At 67.0% G+C, this 17,590-nt stretch carries 18 protein-coding genes; 14 read left to right on the top strand and 4 right to left on the bottom strand.

The features are described from left to right. Nucleotides 1-422, bottom strand: a 422-nt coding sequence (locus M3498_12845; GenBank protein MDQ3460170.1) for an amidase family protein, incomplete at its 3' end; no start/stop codon positions are given. Nucleotides 423-536: 114 nt separating this feature from the next. Between M3498_12845 and M3498_12850 the strand changes: the two genes are divergently transcribed. The 8 genes from M3498_12850 to M3498_12885 all read left to right on the top strand — a co-directional run bounded on the left by M3498_12850 (nt 537) and on the right by M3498_12885 (nt 8,312). Next, on the top strand, nt 537-1,496 hold the full coding sequence (locus M3498_12850) for a Stp1/IreP family PP2C-type Ser/Thr phosphatase (protein MDQ3460171.1): 960 nt from the start codon (nt 537-539) through the stop codon (nt 1,494-1,496). Between the two features lie 98 nt (nt 1,497-1,594). After that, nucleotides 1,595-2,017: a RidA family protein gene (locus M3498_12855; protein MDQ3460172.1), complete on the top strand. Its 423-nt coding sequence runs from the start codon at nt 1,595-1,597 to the stop codon at nt 2,015-2,017. A gap of 239 nt (nt 2,018-2,256) precedes the next feature. Then, complete coding sequence (gene pyrR / locus M3498_12860) at nt 2,257-2,814, top strand: bifunctional pyr operon transcriptional regulator/uracil phosphoribosyltransferase PyrR (protein MDQ3460173.1); 558 nt, start codon at nt 2,257-2,259, stop codon at nt 2,812-2,814. Further along, nucleotides 2,811-3,773, top strand: coding sequence for an aspartate carbamoyltransferase catalytic subunit (locus M3498_12865; GenBank protein ID MDQ3460174.1), 963 nt, complete (start codon nt 2,811-2,813; stop codon nt 3,771-3,773). The genes pyrR and M3498_12865 overlap by 4 nt, the downstream gene beginning before the upstream one ends. Continuing rightward, nucleotides 3,773-5,047, top strand: coding sequence for a dihydroorotase (locus tag M3498_12870; protein ID MDQ3460175.1), 1,275 nt, complete (start codon nt 3,773-3,775; stop codon nt 5,045-5,047). Before M3498_12865 ends, M3498_12870 begins: the two co-directional genes overlap by 1 nt. Further along, complete coding sequence (locus M3498_12875; GenBank protein ID MDQ3460176.1) at nt 5,044-5,934, top strand: dihydroorotate dehydrogenase; 891 nt, start codon at nt 5,044-5,046, stop codon at nt 5,932-5,934. Before M3498_12870 ends, M3498_12875 begins: the two co-directional genes overlap by 4 nt. Before the next feature lie 54 nt (nt 5,935-5,988). Then, nucleotides 5,989-6,657 (top strand): Crp/Fnr family transcriptional regulator, encoded by a 669-nt coding sequence (locus M3498_12880; GenBank protein MDQ3460177.1) that lies wholly within the window; start codon nt 5,989-5,991, stop codon nt 6,655-6,657. Nucleotides 6,658-6,833: 176 nt separating this feature from the next. After that, nucleotides 6,834-8,312, top strand: a complete 1,479-nt coding sequence (locus M3498_12885) for a nitronate monooxygenase (GenBank protein MDQ3460178.1) — start codon at nt 6,834-6,836, stop codon at nt 8,310-8,312. 31 nt (nt 8,313-8,343) lie between these two features. Here the strand turns inward: M3498_12885 and M3498_12890 are convergent, their stop codons facing one another. The 3 genes from M3498_12890 to M3498_12900 all read right to left on the bottom strand — a co-directional run bounded on the left by M3498_12890 (nt 8,344) and on the right by M3498_12900 (nt 11,650). Further along, the gene (locus tag M3498_12890) at nt 8,344-8,826 is read right to left on the bottom strand and encodes a hypothetical protein (protein MDQ3460179.1); all 483 of its coding nucleotides are present in this window, start codon (nt 8,824-8,826) and stop codon (nt 8,344-8,346) included. Between the two features lie 61 nt (nt 8,827-8,887). Further along, entirely contained in the window at nt 8,888-9,490 is a 603-nt protein-coding gene (locus M3498_12895; GenBank protein MDQ3460180.1) for an SCO family protein, read from the bottom strand. Between the two features lie 63 nt (nt 9,491-9,553). Next, nucleotides 9,554-11,650, bottom strand: a complete 2,097-nt coding sequence (locus M3498_12900; protein MDQ3460181.1) for a (Fe-S)-binding protein — start codon at nt 11,648-11,650, stop codon at nt 9,554-9,556. 416 nt (nt 11,651-12,066) lie between these two features. Here M3498_12900 and M3498_12905 point away from each other — a divergent pair, with 416 nt between their 5' ends. From M3498_12905 to M3498_12930, 6 genes are all read left to right on the top strand, one after another. Beyond that, nucleotides 12,067-13,482, top strand: a complete 1,416-nt coding sequence (locus tag M3498_12905; GenBank protein MDQ3460182.1) for an MBOAT family protein — start codon at nt 12,067-12,069, stop codon at nt 13,480-13,482. A gap of 18 nt (nt 13,483-13,500) precedes the next feature. Continuing rightward, complete coding sequence (locus M3498_12910) at nt 13,501-14,544, top strand: hypothetical protein (GenBank protein MDQ3460183.1); 1,044 nt, start codon at nt 13,501-13,503, stop codon at nt 14,542-14,544. A 194-nt stretch (nt 14,545-14,738) separates the two neighbouring features. Beyond that, nucleotides 14,739-14,927, top strand: a complete 189-nt coding sequence (locus M3498_12915) for a type II toxin-antitoxin system HicB family antitoxin (protein ID MDQ3460184.1) — start codon at nt 14,739-14,741, stop codon at nt 14,925-14,927. Further along, on the top strand, nt 14,924-15,109 hold the full coding sequence (locus M3498_12920) for a type II toxin-antitoxin system HicA family toxin (GenBank protein MDQ3460185.1): 186 nt from the start codon (nt 14,924-14,926) through the stop codon (nt 15,107-15,109). Before M3498_12915 ends, M3498_12920 begins: the two co-directional genes overlap by 4 nt. Before the next feature lie 317 nt (nt 15,110-15,426). Next, nucleotides 15,427-16,410 (top strand): phenylalanine--tRNA ligase subunit alpha, encoded by a 984-nt coding sequence (pheS, locus tag M3498_12925; GenBank protein ID MDQ3460186.1) that lies wholly within the window; start codon nt 15,427-15,429, stop codon nt 16,408-16,410. Continuing rightward, nucleotides 16,407-17,590: phenylalanine--tRNA ligase subunit beta (locus M3498_12930; GenBank protein MDQ3460187.1), on the top strand; the 1,184-nt coding region annotated here is incomplete at its 3' end. The genes pheS and M3498_12930, both read left to right, overlap by 4 nt.

The raw sequence follows: 17,590 nt of genomic DNA on the forward strand, positions 1-17,590 counted from the left end.
GGGCCATAGGCCGAGTTTTCGTTCGAGCTGCCCATGCCGAACTCGTCCAGGTTGCTCTTGGCGACGACGACCGCGCCGGCTGCCAAGAGCCTCGCCACCACCGTGGCGTGGTAAGGCGGCACGAAACTCTCCAGGCTCTTGGAGCCGGCGGTGGTGCGCAAGCCCTTGGTGCAGAGGTTGTCCTTGACCACGACGGGCACCCCGGCGAGCGCCGGCGCCGTTTCGCCCCCGGCGAGGCGGGCGTCGAGCGCGCGGGCCGTGGCGAGCGCCCCCTCCTCGTCGAGCGTGATAAAGGCGTTGAGAGCCTGCTGGACCCGGTGGGCGCGTTCTAAGGCCACCGCGACGACACTCTCGGCGCTCCTCTCGCCACGGCCCACGGCTGCCGCGATGTCAGAGGCTGCGATGTCAGAGGCGAACTCCATCCTCCGAGCTTACCGCATCTCTCAGGGCCGGGCACGGCGCGGTAAACTCCCTTACGAGGCGCATAGCGATCTTCGAGCCAGGTGCGGCGAGCATGAGGGCGAGCATGAGGTGGTATGAAGGCGTCAGGAACAAAAACGCGCTACTTCGGGCTGAGCGAGGCCGGTCAGGTCCGGGCGGTCAACCAGGACAGCTTTTTCGTCGAAGCCGTCGGCGAGAGCGGCACCCTGGCCCTGGTCGCCGACGGCATGGGCGGCCACAAGACCGGCGAGGTCGCCAGCCAAAAGGCGGTCCAGATCGTCGCTCGCGAGTTCGCCCGCGCCCGCGCCCACCCGCCCGCCGCCATCGCCCGGGCCGTCCGGGCCGCCAATCTGGCCATCTACGAGTACGCCGTCCGCTTCGACGAGAACCGCGGCATGGGCACCACCTTGACCCTCGTCTACCTAGACGATCAGGTCGGCTTGGTCGGCCACGTCGGCGACTCGAGGGCCTACCTCGTCCGCGAAGGCGAGTTTAGGCAGCTCACCCAGGACCACTCCTGGGTGGCCGAGCGCGTGCGCCAGGGCCTCCTGACCGAGGAAGAGGCCAAAGGCCACCGCTGGCGCAGCGTCATCACCAACGCGCTCGGCGCCACCCCCGAGATCAAGCTCGACCTCGGCCTCTTCGAGCTGCGCCGCGGTGACCGCATCCTCTTGTGCAGCGACGGCGTCAGCATGCTCCTCTTTGAGGAGCACCTCGCGCGGATCGTCCGGGAAAACGAGCCCGAGGAGGCGGTGAGGCAGCTCATCGACGAGGCCAACGCCCAGGGCAGCCCCGACAACATAACCGCCGTGGTGGTGAGCGTAGACGAGCTCGAGGCGCGCAAAAAGAACTACGCGCCGAGCCAGGAGAGCGGGGTGCAGCTGTCGGCGGTGAGCCTGACGGCTACGATGAGCGGCGTCCGCCGCGTCGAGGAAGCCTTTCCCCTCCAGGACGCCCTCTCGACGCTCCGGCGCCGGCCCTGGTACCCGCAGCGCTACTGGCTCATGGGCTGCGCGGCGCTGCTCGTGCTGATCCTCGTCTTCAGCCTGAGGTAGACTCGACAGAAGGCAGAGCTCAGGCCTCAGCTGATTTTTTCTGGTTCCTGAATTCCGACTCCTGTCTCGTCGACGCTAACCCAAGAAGGAGAACGACGATGAAATCCCCCATCGCCACCGACCAGGCGCCCGCCGCCATCGGCCCCTACTCGCAGGCGGTCGCCGTCGGCAACCTGCTCTTCACCTCCGGGCAGATTCCCCTCAGCCCCGAGGGCGAGCTGGTAGAGGGCGACATCAAGGCCCAGACCCGCCAGGTGCTCAGCAACCTGCGGGCGGTCCTGGAGGCGGGCGGCTCGAGCCTCACCCTGGTCGTCAAGTGCACCTGCTTCATGAAGGATATGAACGACTTCGCCGCCATGAACGAGGTCTACGCCGAGTTCTTCGGCGACGACCCGCCCGCGCGCAGCGCCGTCGAGGTGGCCAGGTTGCCCAAGGACGTGAGCATCGAGATCGAAGCGGTCGCGCTCATCCCCGAGATGCCCCTGGAGGCGCACGAGGCCGGCGAGGGGCTCAAGGAGTAGATAAGGGCGTAGACACCTGTCGCCGGACCGCTCCCTGGCGACGCTCACCTGCTTATGCGAGCGGGCGCTCCGGCGCTTGACCAAACGGCGGGGGCGGCTTAGACTGGACGCGAGTCCTTTAATTCGGTCCAGCGAGGCCGGGAAGGAGAAAAAGGTGACACGACCAAACCACACAAGGATCCAGCGCGCGCCGACCTGTCGGCGCTTTTTTCTGGGAGGCCGCCTTTGGGAGGCCGGCTATGACCTTTAGCCGCAAGGCCGAGCTGATGAGCGCGGCGGAACTCGGCCGGGCCCTGGCGCGCATCGCCCACCAGATCATCGAGAACAACAAGGGCGCCGAGGGCTTGGCGCTGGTGGGCATCCACACCCGGGGCGTGCCGATCGCCGAGCGCCTGGCGGAACTCATCGACAGCTTCGAGGGGGTGAGGCCGCCCATCGGCAAGCTCGACATCACCCTCTACCGCGACGACCTGAGCGAGATCGCCCTGCAGCCGGTGGTGAAAAAGACCGAGCTGCCTTTTGGCGTAGAGGGCATGAGCATCGTGCTCTGCGACGACGTGCTCTACACCGGGCGCACCGCGCGCGCGGCGCTGGACGCGCTCATCGACCTGGGCCGACCGGCGGTCATCCAGCTGGCCGTGCTGATCGACCGCGGCCACCGCGAGTTGCCCATTCGCGCCGATTATGTGGGCAAGAACGTGCCGACGAGCCGTCAGGAACTGGTCAAGGTCAAGCTCGACAGCGTGGACTTCGAAGAGGCCGTGGAGCTGTGGGAGGAGCGGGGAGGGGCGGCATGACGGTGACGCTCGAGACCCCTAGGGCCGAGATCGTCAAGAAGCGGCATCTTCTGGACTTCCGGGACTGGACGAGGGAAGAGGTAGAGGCCCTCTTCAAGACGGCGGACGTGATGGCCCAGGTCATGCAGCGCACCATCAAGCGGGTGCCGGCCCTGCAGGGCTTCACCGTGGGCACACTCTTTTTCGAGAACTCGACGCGCACCCGCCTCTCCTTTGAGCGCGCCGCCCGGGCGCAGAGCGCCGAGGTGATCTCCTTTGCCGCCGGCGGCTCGAGCCTCGCCAAGGGCGAATCCCTGCGCGACACCTTAAGGACCTTGGGCGCCATGCAGGCCGACCTCTACGTGGTGCGCCACGCGGTGGCCGGGGTGCCCCACCAGCTCGCGCGCTGGACGGAGGCTGCGGTCGTCAACGCCGGCGACGGCCGCCGCGCCCACCCGACCCAGGCGCTCTTGGACGCCTATACCTTCATGAAGGAATTTCCCCATTTCGACGGTTTTGCAGCCAAGAAGCTCGTCATCGTCGGCGACATCCTGCACTCAAGGGTCGCCCGCTCGAACATCGAACTGTGGACCAAGCTGGGCGGCGAGGTCGTCCTCTGCGGGCCCGCCACGCTGGTGCCCCAGGAGCTCGAGGGCGAGGGCGTAAGGCGCGTCTTCAGCTTGGCAGAGGCCGTAGCGGGCGCCCACGCGGTGATGGCCCTGCGGCTCCAGCTCGAGCGCATGGCGGGCGGCTTCCTGACTTCCGTCGCCGAGTACCGGGCGCGCTACGGGCTCAGCGAAGAGGTGATGGGGCTGGCCCACGAGGGCGCCCTCGTCATGCACCCGGGACCGATGAACCGCGACGTGGAACTCTCGGGCGCCCTCGCCGACAGCGGGCGCAGCGTCATCGAAAGGCAGGTCGCCAACGGCGTGCCCGTGCGCATGGCGGTGCTCTATCACCTGCTGGTGGGAAAAAGATAATGCGAACCGTCATCAGCAACGCCCGCTTGCTGGACGCCAGGGGCGAGCAGGGCCAGGCTGACCTCTACCTAAACGACGGCCTCATCGAGGGCGTCGACCTGGGCGGCGAAACCGATTTCGACTACGACGCTGGAGGCAAGGTCGTCACCCCGGCCTTTGTGGAGCTCCACGCCCACCTGCGCGAGCCCGGCCAGGAGAGCAAGGAGGACCTCAGCAGCGGCCTGGCGGCGGCCGCGGCCGGGGGCTACGGTGTGGTCGTCAGCATGGCCAACACCGCGCCGGTCGTCGACGAGCCGCACATCGTGGCCGAGCTGATCGCCAAAGCCGAGCGTCTCGGCGGGGCCCGGCTGCGCCCCGCCGCCGCCCTCAGCCGCGGTCTAAAGGGCAAGGCGCTCACCGACTTCGCCGCGCTCAAGGACGCCGGCGCGGTGATGATCACCGACGACGGCCTACCCGTCGGCGACGGCCACCTCATGCGCCGCGCGGGCGAGTACGCTAGCGAGCTCGGCCTGGTCATCCAGACCCACTCCGAGGACCCTTCCTTGCGCGCGGACGGGGTGATGAACGAGGGCGCGGTGAGCCAGCGCCTGGGCCTGCCCGGCAACCCCACACAGGCCGAGGCGGTGATGATCTACCGCGACTGCGAGATCGCTCTGATGACGGGCGCGCGGGTTCATATCGCCCACGTGTCGTCGAAGCGCGGGATGCAGGTGGTCGAGTGGTTCAAGGCCCAGGGCGCGCCCGTTACCGCCGAGGTGACGCCGCACCACCTCACCCTCACCGACGAGATCTTTGAAAGCTTCGATCCCATCTACAAGGTCGCCCCGCCGCTCAGGACCGCCGCGGACGTGGCCTGCTTGCGCGAGGCCGTCCGGCGCGGGGTGGTGGACAATATAGGCAGCGACCACGCCCCGCACACTCGAGCGGAAAAGGACGCCGACCTCTTGGAGGCCCCCTTCGGCATCGCCAACCTCGAGGTCTGTTTTCCGCTCCTCTACAGCGAGCTCGTCCTCGCGGGCGAGCTCGAGTTCTCGGCGCTCCTACGGCTCCTCCAGGAGGGCCCGGCGAAGGCCATGGGCTGGGCGACGCCGACGCTGGAGCCCGGCAGGCCGGCCGACGTGACGGTGCTCGACCTGGAGACGGCGCGCGCGGTCGAACCCGCAAGCTTTAAGAGCAAGGCCAAGTTCAGCCCCTGGGACGGCCAGGCGCTAAAGGGCTGGCCCGTCGCCACCTTCGTGCGCGGCAAGCTGGTCTTCGAGAGGCGCGGCGCTTGAAGCCCACTCGTCTCCTGGGGCTCAGCTTCAAAACCCCCATCCTCTCCTCGGCCACCCCCTTCGACTGCGGTCAAGCTCACCCCACGCTCGACCTGAACGTCCTGGGCGGCATCACCACCAAGAGCATCAGCCTGCGCCCGCGCGGGGGCAACCCCGAGCCGCGCTTTGCTACGGCGCCGGGCGGCTGGCTCAACGCCATCGGCCTCGAGAACTTGGGTGCGGAGCACTACGCCGAGGTGGCCCTCCCGCGGCTGCGGGAGCGCTTCGCTGGGGTCGTTATCGCCAGCATCGTCGGCGACAGCGCCGCGGAGTTCGCGGCCGTCGCCGAGAGGCTGGGAACTATTCCGGACCTGCTCGAGGTCAACCTGTCGTGCCCCAACGTCCACGAGGGCAGAGTCCCCTTCGCCGCCGACGCCGCGGCCACAGAGGAGGTGCTGCGCCGCGTCAAGGAGGCTAGCAGCCTGCCCGTCTCCGCCAAGCTCTCGCCCAACACCGACCCGCTCAAGACCGCCGAGGCCGCCCAGCGGGGCGGCGCCGACGCCCTCTCGCTGATCAACACGCTCACCGCCATGCGCATCGGTCTCGGCAGCCGCAAGCCCGCGCTCGCCAACCTTACCGGCGGCCTCTCCGGCCCGGCCCTGCTGCCGCTGGCGGTGCGCATGGTCTACGGGGTCTACCGGGCGAGCAGCCTGCCGATCATCGGCATGGGCGGGATAGCGAGCGCCGAGGACGCCCTCGAGCTCGCCCTGGCCGGGGCCTCGCTGGTGTCGGTGGGCACCGCCCTGTGGCGTGACGGGGGCGCGGCAGGGAGGATCACGGCGGAGCTCGAGCGCCTGCTGGCGGAGCATGGGACCTGGGACGCCCTGGTCGGCGCCGCGCACCCGTGACGTCTTACCGCTCAAGAGACGTTCGCGGGACGCTTCTTCCGCTACACTAGAAGCATGAGCGCCCCTACCCTGCACCTGCCCCAGCCCTTCGGCCTGCCGCCGCACAAGGCGATCTATCAGGACTACCCCAGCCTCAGCCTGGGCAAGGGCGACAGCCTCTACCGCCTGGGCGACGAGGCCGAGAGTCTCTTTCGGGTCGAGGAGGGCCTGCTCAAGCAGGGCTTCGACGTCATAAGCGGGCGCGAGCGCGTCATCAGCCTGGTGGGGCCGGGCGACCTGGTGGGCGCCATCAGCGTCACCGGCAGCGGCTACGCCCTGAACGTCACCGCGCTCAGCGAGGGCGTGCGCGTCACCGTCATCCCCGCCGACCACGTCGCGCTCGACCCGGGGCTCAAGGACGACGTCTTCACCGCCACCACCGTCCACTTGAGGCGCGCCCACGACGCGCTCGAGGACGGCGAGCTGCCTACCCCGGCCCGGCTCGCCCGCGCCTTCTTGCGGCTCGGCGCCCGCTTCGGCCAGACCGCCGGCGACGGCCGCGTCCTGCTCAAGCTGCCGCTCACCCACGACACCTTGGCGGCCATGATCGGCGCCGCCCGCGAGACCACCACCGCGACGCTGGGCGAGATGCGTACGCTCGGCGTTCTCGCGGGCACCCGCGGCCAGTACAGCTTCTATCCCGACGCCTTGAGCGACTTCGCGCTCGAGCGCTCCCTCTTGTAGTTGTAAAAGGCTGCCGGTGCTCGACAGCCGCTGTCAAGTGCCCGGTGTCAAGTGCCCCAAGTGCCCGGCGTCAAGTGCCCGGCGTCAAGTGCCTGGTGTCAAGTCAAGTGCCTGGCGTCAAGTGCCCAATGTCATGTGAGCGCCACGCCGTCAGGCGTTATGCGGTAGCCTAGGGCATGCAGCCCGACCAAGCCATGCCGACAAGCCTGAGCGGCAAAACGAACCCCATCGTCATCCAAGGCGGCATGGGCGTCGCCGTGTCCAACTGGGTCTTGGCAAAGACCGTCGCCATGAGAAGCCAGCTCGGCGTCGTCTCGGGCACGGCCATCGATTCGGTGCTGGTGCGCCGCCTGCAAGACGGCGACGTCGGCGGCCACATGCGCCGGGCCATGGCCCATTTTCCCTTTCCCGACATCGCCGAGGACGTCCTCAAGCGCTACTTTCTGGCCGAGGGCCGCGCTCCCGGCCAAGCCTACAAGCGCCTCCCCATGTACACCCAAGTCGGCAGCAAGTTCCTGCGCGGCGTGACCGTGCTCGGCAACTTCGTCGAGGTCTTTTTGGCCAAGGAAGGCCACCGCGGCCCCGTCGGCGTCAACCTGCTCACCAAGGTGCAGATGCCCAACCTGGCCTCGCTCTACGGCGCCATGCTGGCGGGCGTCAACTACGTCTTGATGGGCGCGGGCATTCCTCGGGAGATTCCCGGCGCGCTCGACAAGTTCGCCGAGCACAAGGAGGCCGCCATCAGGTTCGACGTGGTGGGCCTGGGCAAGGACGAGGCCGAGTTCCTGCGCTTCGACCCGATGGAGTTCTACGATGACCAGCCCGACCCTATCGCCCGGCCCGCCTTCTTGCCGATCATCGCCTCGAACTCGCTCGCCACCATGCTCAGCAAGAAGGCGACGGGGCCGGTGCAGGGCTTCGTCATCGAGGGGCCGACCGCTGGCGGCCACAATGCGCCGCCGCGCGGCACCGTTCACTACAGCGAGGACGGCGAGCCCATCTACGGCGAGCGGGACGTGGTGGACCTCGAGAAGATCCGCGACATCGGCCTGCCCTTCTGGGTGGCGGGCGGCGCGGCCACGCCCGAAAGGGTCGAGGAGATCCTGGCCTTGGGCGGCGCGGGCGTGCAGGTCGGCACGCTCTTTGCCTACAGCAAGGAGTCGGGCATCGAGAGCGACATGAAGCGCGAGATCCTGACCAAGGCCCTAAAGGGCGAGATCAGCGTCCACACCGACCCCAGGGCCTCGCCCACCGGCTTTCCCTTCAAGGTCGTGCAGCTTGACGGCACCAACGCCCAAGAAGAGGTTTACCTAAAACGCACGCGCGTCTGCGACCTCGGCTACCTGCGCGAGGCCTACCGCCAGGAGGACGGCGGCGTCGGCTACCGCTGCGCCAGCGAACCCGTCGACACCTACCTCAAGAAGGACGGCGCCGTAGAGGAGACCGTGGGCCGCAAGTGCCTCTGCAACGCGCTCATGGCCGACGTGGGCCTGCCGCAGATCCAGAAGAACGGCGAGGTCGAGCGTCCCATCATCACCAGCGGCGACGAGCTCATGACCATCGGGCGCTTCGTGCAGCCGGGGGCGCTCGAGTACTCGGCGACCGAGGTCATCGACTACCTGCTCAGCAAGGTGCGCGCGCTCGAGCCCTCTTAGAACCGGTCAATCTGGTTTCTTTATCACTTTATCAGCGTCCGTCACCGGGCGCCCTTTGCTGGCGCCTCACCCGCCGCAGGAGCGGCCAGAGAGCCAGCCCGACCACAGCGGCGAGCCCCGCCAGCAGCCAGGGAAGCGGCAGGGTGCTCACCCTTATCTCCTGGCTGATGAGATAGCCCGGCTCGAAGAGGGCGCTTAGGCGGAGGCTGTCGCCGTAGCCCTTGTCCGCCAGGACCGTATCGTGAAGGCGGATGCGGTAGGGCGTGTCGGCGCCGAAGCGCTGCACGCCCACGCCCGTGACGACGCTCGCCACCGACCGGTAGGCGCCGGCGTCCCGGTGCTCGAGCACGGCGCTCTCGCCGTCCACCACCACCGAGCGGAGCCGCAAGGGCCCGCCCTCTTCAAGGTCTACGCGCATCTGCAAGAACCTTCCCTCGGCGGTGCTCAACACGGCCAGCTCGGAAACGCGCAGGTGCTCCGGGTGATGGGCGAGCGTCAGGCCGAGAAGGAGCACGATGAGGCCTAGTCCCTTGGCGGCATGTCCTTTGCCAACCGGACGTTTACCAGCCGGATGTTTACCAGCCAGACGTTGCCAGAACGTAAGCAAGGTCCTCTTCTAGATAGCTGAGGTTATCCTGGTTGTAGACGTAGCGCATCCGCCCCTGACGGTCCACCAGCAAGACCACGTCGGTGTGGATGACCATGCCGTCCGCGCCGCGTTGGTGGCCGATGTAAAAGCGCGAGGCCGCCTGGGTGATCGCCTCGGCGCTGCCGGTCAGGCCCGCGAAATCGGGATGGAAGCCGCTCACGTAGTCCCTCATGACCTCCGGGCTGTCGCGCGCCGGGTCCACCGTGATCATCACCACCTGCAGGTCGCCCGGCTCGCCCAGGTCCTGGTAGAGGCCCGCCAGATAGGCCATCGTCAGCGGGCAGACGTCGGGGCAGTGGGTGAAGCCGAAAAAGACCAAGAGGGTCTCGCCCGCCCAGCTCTCGAGCCCCCTCGCCGTACCGTCGTCGCCGACCAGGCTGAGGCCGCTCAGGTCGGGCGGATCGCGCACCTCGGTGCCCGCGAAGGCGTGGGCGGAGGCCGAGGAGCGGCCGATCTGGTAGAGGCTGAAGCCCATCGTCAAGAGGGCAAAGAGGCCGAGCGCGGCGAGGGGGATCAGGCGCTGTTTCATCCGTCAAGTATAAGGCGGCCGCCGGACGCGGCCGGTAGGACAAACGTCCTAATCGTGGGCGTCCTAATCGGCCGGCGCCGCGCCGAGCTTCTTTTCGATAGCGCTCATCCTGCCCGCGATGATCTCGACGATGTCCAGGACCTGCGGCGCGCCCTCCGCCCCGGCGCTGTCCGAGCTCGACAGCATCACCTTGCAAAAGGGGCAGGCCGCGGCAACCACCGGCGCGCCCGTCTCGACAATCTCCCGCATGCGGTTTTCGGAGACGCGCTCTCTCCCCGGTTCCTCCTCCTTCCAGAACTGCGCGCCACCCGCGCCGCAGCAAAAGGAGTTGTTCTTGTTGCGGGGCAGCTCGGTGAGGTTCAGGCCCGAGCCCTTGAGGACCTCGCGCGGCGCCTCGTACTCGCCGTTGTGGCGGCCCAGATAACAGGGGTCGTGGTAGGTGACGTCACCGGAGAGGTCCATCGGCGGCAGCTTGCCCTGGCTCATCAGCTCGTCCAGGAGCTGGGTGTGGTGGACGACTTTATAATCACCGCCTAGTTGCGGGTAGTCGTTCTTGAGGGCGTTGAAGCAGTGGGGGCAGGTCGCCACCACCCGTTTGGGTTTGCTCGCGTCGAGCCTTTCGTCGATCAGGGCGTCGTTCAGGACCTCGACGTTCTCAGACGCGAGCCCGTGGTAGAGGTACTCGTTGCCGGCGCGCCGGGCCGGGTCGCCCGTGCATTTCTCGCGCTTGCCCAAGATGGCGTAGTTGACCCCGGCGCGTTCTAAGATCTCCACCATCGCGCGAGCGATGCCCTGCGCCTTGGGGTCGTAGGCCCCGGCGCAGCCCACCCAGTAGAGGACCTCGAAGTCGGGGTTGTCTTGGGTCGTGGGCACCTGTAGGCCTTCGGTCCAGTCGCCTCTCTTGTCCTGCGACAGGCCCCAGGGGTTACCGGCGCGCTCCATGCCGCGAAAGGCGGTGTTGAGCTCGGCCGGGAACTCGCCCTCCATCATCACGCGGTCGCGGCGGATGTCGACGATGTCGATCATCTGCTCGCAGCCGACCGGACAGATCTCGATGCAGGCGCCGCAGGTGGTGCAGGCCCAGAGCGACTCCTCGTTGAGGACGAAGTCCATCACGCCCCTGGGGCTCGGCTCGCCGCCGGCAAAGGCGGGCGCGATCTCGTTGATCTCCAGGCGCTTGTTGATCTCGATGGCCGAGGGCGAGAGCGCCTTGCCGGTGGCGTGCGCCGGGCAGACGTTGGTGCAGCGGTTGCACATGATGCAGGCGTAGGCGTCTAAGAGCTGCGGCTCGCGGTAGTGCTCGAGCCTGGCGACACCAAACTGCTCGGCCGCCTCGTCCTCGAAGTCGATGGGCTCGAGGGCGCCTAAGGGCACCTTGCGGCCCGCCTCGTCGCGGCGCTCGAGGGCGAAGTTGACGGGCGCCATGAAGAGGTGGATGTGCTTTGAACGGGGAAAGTAGGGCAGGAAGAGCAGGATCAGCCCCAGGGCACCCCACCAGCCTATGTGCCAGACGGCGAGGGCGCCGGGAGCGTTGGGAATCAGCAGCGACAGGGCGCTCGCCACGGGCTGCCAGGGGTCCAAGACGCCTTCGTAAGCGATCAGCGCGGCCATCGCCAGCATCCTAAAGCCGACGTGACCGAGGATAAAGAAGCCGACGATGAGGCTGTCGCCCGTCACCCGGCCAGCCGTGACCCCCTCGTGCAGGAGGGTGCGCTCGTTGCCGAAGGCGAGCCTTTTGGGCCGGGTGACGAAGCGCCGCCACAGAAAGAAGACCACCCCGATGATCACCAGCGCGCTGAAGAGGTCGCCACCCAAGCGGTAGAAGCTGCCGGCAACGCCGAAGTTCAGGCTGTGGGTGATGGTCGGCGGGACGAAGCCCTCCAAAAAGTCGACGACGTTGACGACGGCGTAGAAGATGAAGCCGTAGAAGATGAAGGAATGAAAAAAGCTCGCCACGGGCCGGTCGCGAAAGACCGTCACCTGCGTGATGGTGCGCCTGAGCGCGTCGGCGACGCGCCTGGTCAGCAGGTTGTAGCGCGGATAGAAGCCCTTCTCGCCCCTGACGATCACGTCTCTGACGCGCTTGAAGCCGAGGTAGCTGAAGTAGAGCGATATGGCCGCCAACAGGACGAAAAGAATTTTCTCGGGTGTGCTGAGCACCGAAGCCTCCTTGACTATCATCCGATTCTAGCCCAGCCCCTTGGGCTTGTCCACGATTTTGGACTCGGTCTATTTGGCCGCACCCAAAGGCGCGTCAAGGCGCCTCAACAGTGACGTAAAACACAAGGTTCTCGCTTCGTAGCGAGTACACTTTCTTCACCACGGAAAGGAGGTGGTCTAAGATTTCAAATTTATCTAGAACCAGTGGAGGTACCCGTCGAGGGTAACTGAGCTTTCCCCCTGCTAGGAGGCTGACTTTATCCTCTAGAACGCAGGCGGGTACCGACGCCCCCAGAAGCTGTCTGGGGGCGTTTTTGTTGGCCTCGCTTCTCTTGGCCCCATCAGGCAAACGCGCCACGGGACGCTGCTACAGGTGCCTTGAAAAAACCCCTTGCAAACCAGGTATCCTAGGCCAGGTGCTCTTTAATTCTCACGTCTTCGTCTTCCTCTTTTTGCCGGTTGTCCTGCTCACCTTCTATCTCTTGCGCTTCCGGTTGGGCAGGCCTTGGGCCGCGGGCTGGCTCGTCTTGGCTTCCCTCTTGTTCTACGGCTGGTGGAATCCCGCCTACCTGCCGCTGCTCCTGCTCTCCGTGCTGGTCAACTACGGGATCGGCTGGCGCATCATGCACCGGCAAGCGGGGCGGCGCGCCTGGCTCGTCCTTGGCGTCGTCTTCAACCTGAGCCTGCTCGGCTACTTCAAATACGCGGACTTTTTTCTCGAGACCGCCAACCTCGCCTTGGGCAGGTCGGGCGGGCTGATCGCTATCGCGCTGCCCCTGGCCATCTCCTTTTTCACCTTTCAGCAGCTCGCCTTTCTCGTCGACGCCTACCGTGGCAAACTCATCTGGCGCGGCTTTTTGAACTACGCGCTGTTCATGGTCTTCTTTCCGCAGCTTATCGCCGGCCCCATCGTCCACTACGCGCAGGTCTCGGGGCAGTTCGCGCGCCTGCCGAGAACCGTTCCCTGGCAGGGACTGGCTCAGGGCTTGACACTCTTCGTCATCGGCCTCTTCAAGAAGGTGATCCTCGCCGACGGGGTCGCACCCTGGGCCAACGAGGTCTTCGCGGCCGCCGAGACCGGTGCGGCCTTGAGTCCCATGGACGCCTGGGGCGGCACCTTGGCCTACAGCCTGCAACTCTACTTCGACTTTTCGGGCTACTCCGATATGGCGCTCGGCCTCGGCCACATGTTCGGCGTGCGCCTGCCCATCAACTTCGACCTGCCCTACCGCTCGACCAGCGTAGGCGAGTTCTGGCGGCGCTGGCACATCACGCTGGGCGCCTTTTTGCGCGACTATCTCTATATCCCCCTGGGCGGCAACCGCTTTGGGCCCCTCCGCACCGCTCTGAACCTGATGGTCACCATGCTCTTAGGCGGCCTCTGGCACGGCGCGGGCTGGACCTTCGTCCTCTGGGGCGGGCTGCACGGGCTCTATCTGGCGGCGAACTACGGCTGGACGCGGACCCCTGCCGCCGTCCTGCTGAGGGGGGCGCGCCCGCTGGGCTGGCTGCTCACCTTCGTCGCCGTGATGCTGGCCTGGGTGCTCTTCCGCGCCGAGAGCCTGGGCGGGGCGCTGCACCTCTACGCGAGCATGTTCGGCCTGGGCGCGGCGGCGGGCTCGAGCATCATCGGCCTGCGCAGCCTGGCGCTGCTCATAGCCGTCCTCGGTCTCAGCCTGACGTTGCCCGCCTCGGTGCGCTGGGTGCGGCGCGAGCTGCCGCGCCCGCGCTGGCGGCCCAGCCTGGGCCTCGGTTTAGCCGTCTCCGCGCTCTTCGTGGTCGCCGTGCAGAACATGCAGAGGCTCAACGAGTTCATCTACTTCAACTTCTAGAAGATGTCCCCAGAGAAGATGTCCCCCGCTCGCTTCGTTACCTTTACCCTCGCCGCCATGGCCGCGCTCGTCGTCTTGACCGGCGCGCTGCTGGTGGCGGTCGATCCCTACTGGCTGTGGCGCGAGGCGCCGCCCTGGACGGAGAACGGGCGCGGCGAAAACCGGCTGCTCAACACCCAGATGCGCTTCGCCAAGGCCCTGCAGGTGGTCACCCGCCAGCCCGAGCTCATCCTCATCGGCAGCAGCCGCGTCTACCGGGGCATGGACCCGGAGCGCCTGAGCGGCCCCGCGGCGGAGGCTTACAACTTGGGATTGTCCTCGATGCGCATCCACGAGTCGGTGGCCTACTTGCGCCACGCCCTGCGCTGGACCCGGGCGCGGACGGTCGTCTTCGGCTTCGACTTTTTCGCCTTCGACGCGCGGGTGCCCTGGGAGGACGGCTTCGACCCCGACCTGGGCACGCTCAACTTCGTCCTGAACGCCTTTCCCAGCGCGCTCACCAATGTCCGCGCCGCCCTGGCGCTGCGCCGGCCCCAGCGCGACCCCGACGGCACCTGGGCCGCCAACGGCTTCAAGCACAGCGAGCCGAGGAGCGCCGACATGCTCGAGCGGCTGGCCGCCGAGGCCAGCAACCTCCGCTACGACGGCTTCGTTCTGGACGAGAGCGGCTTGGCGGCGCTCGCGGATGTTTTACACGAGGCCAAAGGCGGAGGGCTCGAGCTGCGCCTCTTCATCTCGCCCCTGCATGAAGACGAGTGGGCGCTGCTCGAAAGGGCGGGGCTGGCTCCTCGCTACGCCCACTGGCAGCGAGCCCTCTACGCCCTGGCCGCCGAGCTCGAGCTCACGCTCTGGGACTTCACCGCTCCCAACCCCTTCGCGGGCGCCGACCTTACGGGGGGGTCCAACCGCTACTACCTGGACGTGTCGCATTACAGCCCCGTCGTCGGCGACCTCATCCTCGACCGGCTGGGCTTTCGCCTCCTGGAGCCGCCGCCGGAACTCGCCTGGTCCTTCGGGCGGCAGGTCGTAGCTCCTCACATAGCTCCTCAAGAGGCCAATTAGGTCTGCCCGCCAGGCCCCTTTGCGACCGAGCAGCCTTCAACAGCCTTCATTCTGCCACCCAACTACACGCCGCAGATGCAGCCGCTACCCTTCAAAACGCAGAGAACGCTTGGTTTCGGGCTCTTCAGTGGTTGGGCTGCACCCCTGACCGAATCCTTAAGGTGCTTCGGCGCAGCTTCGGCTACAATGCAGACATGAAACTGAGGTACGTGTATTGGCAAGACGAGGGAACGTGGTTAGGATACCTGGAAGAATTTCCTGATTACTGGACGCAAGCTGAAAGTGAAATCGAGCTGCGAGAGAACCTTGTTGATCTCTACAAGGAACTGAGTGGTGGTAACATTCCCAATGTTCGTCGTGTCGCCGAACTTGAAGTGGCGTGAAGCGACGGGATTTGCTCAAGCAGCTTGAGAGGATGGGCTGTATATTTATCCGTCATGGTGGCAATCATGATTGGTACCAGAGCCCTCGGACGAAAATCTCTCAACCCATACCCAGGCACCGCGAAATCAATGAGCGTCTTGCCAAGCACATTATCAAGATGCTCAGCGATGACAGCGCTTAACACCACGCTGCCAGGGACGGGTGCTGCCTATTCGTTTTGGAGTGGGTTTACGTCTTCATCTCACCGTGGGGCGCACCCTGAGCCAAGTCTTGGGCCGAAACCTACGCCGACGCCCCCGCGTAGTGCCGCAGCCCGAAACGCCAGAAGAGGCGCGCCAAGGCGAAGCCCCGTTTGTTGACAGCTTTGGGGCCTAGGGGCTAGACTCTAGGCCATGAACGGCCACCCGGCCCGCCACTTTAGCACCTAAGCGTGAGCGACACAGCTCACGCACGCCGCGCTGCCCTTTGGGTGGTGCGTTTTTCTTTTAAGGAGTGACCATGCCAAGAGCGCCAGAGGAGATCGCCGCCGCGCCCACCTTGCAAGCCCTGCAGGAGCTGCGAGTCAAGTATCTGGGCAAGAAGGGCCTGCTCACCCAGCGGCTCAAGGGCTTGAGCGGGCTGTCGCCCGAGGCGCGAAGGGAGGAGGGAAGGGCCGTCAACCTGCTCAAGACGGCCGTCGAGGAGGCCTTGGGCGCGCGCAAGGAGGCGCTCGAGGCGGCCGAGCTGAACCGCCGGCTCGAGGCCGAGGGCGTGGACGTGACCCTGCCCGGTTACGGCTTTCAGGCGGGCGGGCTGCACCCTCTGACGCGCGTCATCGGCCGCCTCAGCGACGTGTTCAGGTCGCTGGGGTACGACGTGGCGGTAGGGCCCGAGCTGGAAACCGAGTACCACAACTTCGACGCCCTCAACACCCCCGACCACCACCCGGCGCGCGACCTCCAGGACACCTTTTGGACCACCGACGGCCGGGTCTTGAGGACCCACACCAGCCCCATTCAGGTGCGCTACATGGAGGCCCACAGGCCGCCCTTCAAGACCGTGGGGGTGGGCCGGGTCTTTCGCAACGAGGCCGTAGACGCCACCCACGAGGCCATGTTCCACCAGATCGAGGCACTGGTGGTGGGCGAGCGCATCACCATGGGCGACCTCAAGGGGGCGATCCAGGAGATGGCGCTGGCCTTTTTTGGGACGGGAGCCAGGACCCGGCTGCAACCGAGCTTCTTCCCCTTCGTCGAGCCCGGCGGGGAGTTCGCGATTCTGTGGACCAATCCGCGCACCGGCAAGGAGGGCTGGCTCGAGCTGGGCGGCTGCGGCATGGTGCATCCCAATGTGTTTAGAGCCGTCGGCTACGAGGGTGTGACCGGCTTCGCCTTCGGCTTCGGCATCGAGCGCCTGGCACTCGTCTCCTACGGCGTTCCCGACATCCGCTACCTCTACGGCGGCGACATGCGCGTCCTCGGGCAGTTCAGGAGCGCGCTATGAACCTGCCCTACAGCTGGCTTGCGGAGCTGCTGCCGGAGCTGCCGCCCGCGGCCGAGCTGGCGGACCTGCTGGCGGGCATCGGTCTGGGCGTCGAGCGGGTCTACGAGCTGCCGGGCGCGCCCGGAGGCGTGGTGGTCGCGCGGCTAGAGGAGATCGCGCCCGTAGAGGGTTCCGACCACCTGCTGGTGGCTACCGCCAGCGACGGCAGCCGCGTCTATAGCGTCGTCACCGGCGCGCCAAACACCAGGGCCGGAATGCTCACCGCGCTCGCCGGACCCGGCGCGGTGCTCTCCGGCGGCGTCACCGTCAGCGAGCGCGAGGTGGCCGGCGTCAAGAGCGAAGGGGTGCTCTGTAGCCCCGCCGAACTGGGCCTCTACGACTACGGCGGCGGCCTGCTCGAGCTGGGCGACGATGTTCGGCCCGGCCAGCTTCTCGCCGAGCTGTGGCCGGGAGAGACCATCTTGGAGCTCGAGATCACCCCCAACCGCGCCGACGCCTTCAGCCTCTTGGGCGTGGCCCGCGACCTGGCGGCCAAGCTGGGCCTGTCTTACCGTCATCCCGCCGAGGGCCTGGCCCTCGGCGACGGGGCGGAGGACACGGGGCTCAGGGTCGAGATCGAAGACCCCGCCGCCTGCCCTCGCTTCACCTTGCGGCTCATCCAGGGCGTGACGGTCAGGCCGAGCCCGCTGTGGCTCCAGCGCCGCCTCGCCGCCGTCGGCCTCAGGCCCCGCAACAACGTCGTGGACGTGACGAACTACGTCACCTTCGAGCTGGGCCAGCCCTCGCACGCCTACGACCGCGCCGACCTGACGGCGGGCAGCATCGTGGTGCGACGGGCGCAGGAAGGGGAGGGTCTGCTCGCACTCGACGAGGCGCGCTATGATTTCAGCGTTCAGGATTTGCTGATAACAACCCCGGATGGGACAGGAGACACAAAACCCATCGGCGTCGCGGGGGTGATCGGCGGGCTTCATCACAGCGTCAAAGGGGCGACGCAAGACGTCGCTCTCGAGGTCGCTCACTTCGACCCGGTGACCGTGCGCAAGACCGCCAAGCGCCTGGGCCTGTCGACCGAGGCGAGCTACCGCTTCGAGCGCGGCGTCGACCCCGACCTGCCGCCCCTGGCCGCGGCGCGGGCGGCGGCGCTCATCGCCGAGCTCGGCGGCGGCCGGCTTCACCC

Source organism: Deinococcota bacterium (genome assembly GCA_030858465.1).
Classification (GTDB): domain Bacteria; phylum Deinococcota; class Deinococci; order Deinococcales; family Trueperaceae; genus JALZLY01.